The organism is Nostoc sp. ChiSLP03a, from assembly GCF_034531215.2.
In the GTDB taxonomy this organism is placed as follows: Bacteria; Cyanobacteriota; Cyanobacteriia; order Cyanobacteriales; family Nostocaceae; genus Nostoc.
Genome location: NZ_JAVRBQ020000074.1, coordinates 64,031 through 70,030, shown reverse-complemented (window position 1 = coordinate 70,030; position 6,000 = coordinate 64,031). Strand labels below are relative to the sequence as shown.

3 protein-coding genes and 1 pseudogene are annotated in these 6,000 nt (G+C 42.4%); 3 read left to right on the top strand and 1 reads right to left on the bottom strand.

Features of this window, described 5'->3' with window-relative positions; all coding sequences use genetic code 11:
* Positions 1-2,391 (bottom strand): annotated as a pseudogene (locus RMY32_RS12640) (DUF3971 domain-containing protein); the annotation flags it as partial.
* Positions 2,392-2,651: 260 nt separating this feature from the next.
* On the opposite strand from RMY32_RS12640, the gene RMY32_RS12635 reads away from it, so the two are divergent.
* The 3 genes from RMY32_RS12635 (at position 2,652) to RMY32_RS12625 (ending at position 5,969) form a co-directional block, all read left to right on the top strand.
* Positions 2,652-3,080 carry a DUF3110 domain-containing protein gene (locus tag RMY32_RS12635; protein WP_322692852.1) on the top strand — a complete coding sequence of 143 codons (429 nt, stop codon included), beginning with the start codon at positions 2,652-2,654 and terminating at the stop codon, positions 3,078-3,080.
* 156 nt (positions 3,081-3,236) lie between these two features.
* Entirely contained in the window at positions 3,237-4,163 is a 927-nt protein-coding gene (murQ, locus tag RMY32_RS12630) for an N-acetylmuramic acid 6-phosphate etherase (RefSeq protein WP_322713475.1), read from the top strand.
* A 606-nt stretch (positions 4,164-4,769) separates the two neighbouring features.
* Positions 4,770-5,969: a response regulator gene (locus RMY32_RS12625; protein ID WP_322713474.1), complete on the top strand. Its 1,200-nt coding sequence runs from the start codon at positions 4,770-4,772 to the stop codon at positions 5,967-5,969.
* Positions 5,970-6,000 lie beyond the last annotated feature (31 nt).

Below are 6,000 nucleotides of genomic sequence, written 5' to 3'. Positions count from 1 at the left end.
TACATTAGTTGCCTGAACTTGCGCCTGGTATACACCATTACCCACTTGGATATTAGAGGCTGTAATAGTTCCACCTGCAACATTTATCCGCGCCTGACCGTTGGCTTGAATCGTTTGCGGTTGGAAGGATTCAACAGAACCCGCTACGTTGAACTGACCATTTAATGCTCCTTGGAATTGCTTGGGTACTTTTGCCAACTGCTGCACAGGCACATTCTTAGCCTGAACTTGCGCCTGATAGACACCATTCCCCACTTGGATATTAGAGGCTGTAACCGTACCGCCACCAATAGCAAGGCAACCCTCACCACTGCCACGGAAGGTTTTCAGGCTGAAATCATCTCTGCTACCTGCGATTTGGAATGTTCCCGCCAAAGGATTATCTAAAGCTGGGGGGGACTGTTTCAATATTCGTCCCAACCGCACGCCATTAGCTACCAGTTGAGCTGAGAAACTTTGGTCTTGCAGTTGGATATTAGAAACTGCAACTGTACCGCCACCAATTTGAACTCCTGCACCATCACTGCGAATTGTAGCAATTTCAAATGGTGCTGTGCTGCCTGAGAGAATGAGACGACCATTGAATTGTGCCCCAGCCAAAGAGACATTTTGCAGTTGACTTTTGTCTACAAAGGGTTCTAATTTTACCCCAGAGGCAACAGCCACAGCTTGCCAACGCTCATTGGCATAACTACCAGTTGCCCGAACTGTACCACCACTTATATTCAGAGCCACATTGCGGAAAGAGACGGTGCGATTTGGAGCGATCGCAACTTCGCCTGTTCCGGGATAAGTTCCATTGGGAGCTTGAAACTGTACCACGGTTTGGACATTCGTAGGAGCGCCAGTTAGTTGAGCTGTACCAGAGACATTGCCGATTTGAAAGGTAGGTGTTGTTTCATAAACTTTGGCGATCGCATCCCCTGGAACATTCTTGGCAGCGAAATTTAAATCCAGTCGCGGATTTTTACCAAGTCTAATTGTACCAGCGCCCGTGATTTCACCACCAACTTTGGCTTTACCTTGAATATCTTTTAAGGTAAGTAAAGAGGAACTAGTAGCAAGCTCAAACTTACTACTGATGCTATTAAAATCAACTTTGTCAATTCTGGCAGTTTGGATTGTGGCAACTGAGCCAGAGAGTATTGGCTCTTTTGTCGATCCGGTAATCTGCAAAGAAGCTTGCACTTGTCCAGCGATCGCTACAGGTAATTTTACCTTGAGAGTCTCCTGGGCATTCGCCAAACTCACCGCATTTACACGCGCTGCCAACTTCAAGCCTGCTTGAGTGTCGATGATTCCCGTAGCCACTAAAGGAATTTTGCCGTAGTTGCTAGTCACATTATTTAACTGCAACTCCGTTCCTTGGAAGTGCAGGTTTCCTTGGCTATTGCTTAACAGTTGCGGGACTTTGGGTATTTGCAGCGTTACCCCTTGCACAGTAGCGTTGCCAAACAATAGAGTTGGCTGTCCTGGTGTCAACCGAACTAACAAATCGCCATTGGCTCGACCCGCTTGTAAGTTCACTGGTAACTTAATCAACCGACTAATATTCTCAGCCAAAAAATCTTGTGCTTGCACCTGGAAAGTCCCTGCTAGCACCTTAGAACGTGTCTCTCCCTGAATGGAAATATTGCCACCACTGTCTGCTTGACCCCCAACTTCAAACCGTATCAACTGGTTATTTGCTAAAAGTTGAGCAGATCCATTAAGTTGAGAAAATAGCACCGGCAATTGCTGAGTGTTGTTAGCGGTAGCAGGGCGTTTATCCAGTACTGAATTAGAATTTGGGTCTTCTCCCTTGCCCCCCTGCCCCCCTGCTCCTCTGCCCTCCTGCTCCTCTACCCCCTCATCTCCCTCTACTCTCTCATCCGGCATCAAGGCCAGCTTGGCATTCCGAAACCGCAGGTAGTCCAAATCGGTTTTAATTGCACTGCTTCCACCTGACGGCGCGATGGTAGTGGAAATCCAACGCCCTTGATCGTCCTGGTCAATGTAAATATCTGGGTTGACTAAAGTTACATCTAGCTTTAGATGGCGATTAAAAATTAGTTGTAACAGATCGAAACCCACCTCTACAGATTCGACTGTGGCCCGATCTGCATCTGTAGGTGTGGCTGGGATAGCTGAAGCCCCAAACTGTACTCCTGTCAACGAAAATTGTGTGACTCTTCCCAGTTTTACCGGACGGTTGAGTGTAGTAGTTAAACTTTGTTGTGCCAAGGGTGTTAACTCTGTTTGGACAAAAGTCCACAACCGCCAAATACCAACGATAACTCCTAACAGCAAAAGTCCACTCAAGGCAATGCTACCCCGGCTCAATACCAGCAACCACAAATGTTTGCGGATAGGGGAGGGGGAATGAATATCTTGATTGGTAGATTTAGTCATTTGCTTTCACTGTATTAATTGCCGGATGTCGTTGGCACACACAAGCATTAACTGGCACATTGGTTCAGTATGCCATTTCCAGGATACGCCAACTAAACTCAAGACCCCATTGGTTGAGTTACGGTATTTTCTCGATCCAATACTTATGCTGAATAATATTGGCGTTTTCAGGAAAATCTGAATAGAGTGAAAATTATTCCTGTGACTTTCCTTGAGGCACAATCTCGAACTTTAATATGAATAAACCTTAAAAAGGACAGATGATTACACCAATGCGTGTTTTTGTGTTAATTTTTAATGCTCGAACGGAAAATGAGGGGATTCACACGATTCGGGAAGGCGAGCGCAATAAAATTCTGATGTTCGAGTCAGAAGATGATGCCACGCGCTTTGCCCTGATGTTAGAAGCTCAGGATTTCCCCGCACCCACACCGGAGCCGATCGATGCTGAAGAAATCAAGGAATTTTGCGAAAGTGCTGGGTATGAATGGGAAATCATCCCAGAAAACAGCAATTTAGTTGTAACTCCCCCAGAACTTAACGTCGAAAAAACCGACTGGCAAGAAGATGCCCAGAAGGAGGATACTGTTGAAGACACTTTCCCTCTCAATCAACAGCCGCTAGAAGAACCAGAATTGTCTGATTCTGAATTAGAGAAGATGCGTCGCAAATTGGAAGGATTGTTGTAAGTAGTCATTGGTCATTAGTCATTAGTCATTAGTCATTGGTGATTAGCCATTGGTCGCTAACTGACTAATGACAACGGACATAGATAGATGCCCAAAGAAAGGGCGGCGTAGGCTAGAACAAATGACAAAGGACAAATGACAAAGGACAAATGACAAATGACAAATTTGCAAGAACGCGGGCATCTTTTAACTGAGCTGGTAAATCCTAATAGTCTGAACTTAGACCAGCTCAGTTCTCTGGAATTGGTGGAGTTGTTTAATGACGAAGACCAAAAGGCTGTCGCAGCAGTTGCAGCGGCTAGAATTCAGTTGGCAGAGGCAATTGAGCGCACCGCAGAGCGTTTGCGCCACGGAGGGCGCCTATTTTATATCGGTGCGGGTACAAGTGGCAGGTTAGGGGTGTTAGATGCTGCTGAGTGTCCACCTACTTTTTGTACACCCCCAGAGTTGGTACAGGGGATTATTGCTGGTGGTGCTGGCGCACTAGTACGCAGTTCTGAAGATTTAGAAGACAGCATTGAAGATGGTGAAGCGGCGATCGCTGGGCGGCACGTTACCCAATTAGATGTCGTAGTTGGCATTACCGCTGGTGGGACAACGCCTTATGTCCACGGTGCGCTTCATGCTGCTCGTCAGCGAGGAGCTACAACTATTTTTATCGCCTGTGTTCCTGCTGAACAAGTTAGCTTTGATGCCGATATTGACATTCGCCTATTAACAGGCCCAGAAATAATCGCCGGTTCAACTCGCCTGAAAGCTGGTACAGCCACTAAATTAGCTTTAAATATTCTTTCTAGCGGCGTGATGGTTAAGCTCGGCAAAGTTTATGGCAATCGCATGGTGGATGTAGCAGTCACAAATCAAAAATTACGCGATCGCGCTTTGCGAATTTTGCAAGACCTCACAGGTTTAAGTCGCGAAACTGCTGGTTTTTTACTAGAACGTAGTGGTAAATGGGTTAAGCTGGCGTTATTGATGCACTGGACTGGTTTGGAAAAAGACGAGGGCGATCGCCTTCTTTCAGAACACCAAAGTAATCTCCGGGCAGCTATTATCAGCTATCAAAACCACAAGCAACCTTGAATAAATTGTCTAAATAAATACTTTATAATCTGGCTGCTACTTGTTTTAGTAGCACGCCTTTTTTTTAAAATAATATTCCCTAGAAAAACTGAAATTAATTAGCATAATTAAGAATAGTAAATTTAAATAGATATTTTAACCTATGTTGTCAATGTGAATAACAAAAGTAAAACTCTTTAGAGACTGCTAGTATTTTTTAAACTAAAATTCAGAATTTATACGGATATGATTCAGTATGAAAATTCTTAAAATAATATATAAATACATCATAATCTCAACTATGGCAACCTACTTTAGTCATAAATATTAGCAGAAAAGTAAACTCTGCCAATAAAGACTCTATGCTAGATAAATTATTTACTAGCAATAGTTTTGTCATGTTAACATCTGTCTTGCTTTTAATAATCTTGATTTAGATTGCTATATACTAAATGCATTTGCACTTATTCACAGCTATATAGCTAGAAGACTGTGACGGAAGTGTTGCCTACCTCTGACAAGTGACTTAAGAAACTTGTCTGGTTAATTGAGATGGTAGGTAGATTTACGCTGTGCTCTACTAGTATTGGTTTTTAATAGCTAGCTTTTTAATAAAAGGAACAAACTATGCCCCATCAAGAACTTATTTCAAATAACCTAGTAAATGAATTTAAAACTTGTACTCAGTTGCAATATAATGGCAAGTTAAATATTAAGAGTTCCAAGGGCAGCCAATGGACTTTTTACTATCGATTGGGACGGATAGTTTGGGCAACAGGCGGAACTCATCCCTTCCGACGTTGGCGCAGACATATAGTCCAGAATTGTCCCCAGATTGATGTTGATAAGTTGCAGTTACGTGGGCAAGACCTATCCATTGATTACTGGGACTATAAACTGATAGAAGTATTTTATAAAAAACAGAAAATTCAGAGAGAACAGATTCAATCTATTGCGGAAAATACGATAGCAGAACTATTATTTGACCTAGCTTTGCAAGGAAACTTTGCTTCTTTAACTTGCAATCGCAGCCAAGAAGTTATTTTAGAAACTCCAATGAGCTTCACGAGTTCAGAAATGTCTGTAAAGCACATGCAAGACTCATGGAAAATTTGGTCAGAAGCAGGTTTAGCAAATTTTTCTCCTGACTTAGCACCAATTCTACGACGACCAGAACAACTTGAGCAGATGGTAAGTCCATATGTTTACAAAAACTTTGTGAATTTAATCAATGGCAAATTCACTCTCCGAGATTTAGCCATGAAAATGAAGCAAAGTGTATTGCCATTGACCCGTTCATTACTTCCTTATATCCTTAAAGGAATCATCGAATTGATAGAAGTACCTGATTTGCCTTTAGGAATTACTGAAGTTAATAATAACTCTACCACCACCCAACCAAAAAAGCGAATTGCTCCACTAATAGCTTGCGTCGATGATAGCCCTCAAGTATGCAAAATGGTAGAAAATATTGTCACTTCCAATGGATTGAGATTTATCAAAATTCAAGATGCTGTACAAGCTCTACCAACCCTGATTCAGGATAAACCAGACCTGATTTTCTTGGATTTGATTATGCCGATTGCTAGTGGTTACGAAATTTGTACTCAGTTACGACGAATATCTACTTTTTCCAACACACCAATAATTATATTAACAGGTAGTGATGGTCTTTTAGATAGAGTTCGTGCCAAAGTAGTTGGTTCTACAGATTTTCTCACTAAACCTGTAGTGACTGATAAGCTAATGAGTATAATACGTAAATATTTACCTACACAGAGCGTATCCACCGATAAGAGTAAATCTAATCTAGAGGTTTGTAAATAGGGAGAGTTAGAGACAATTTTTGGTTCTCAAT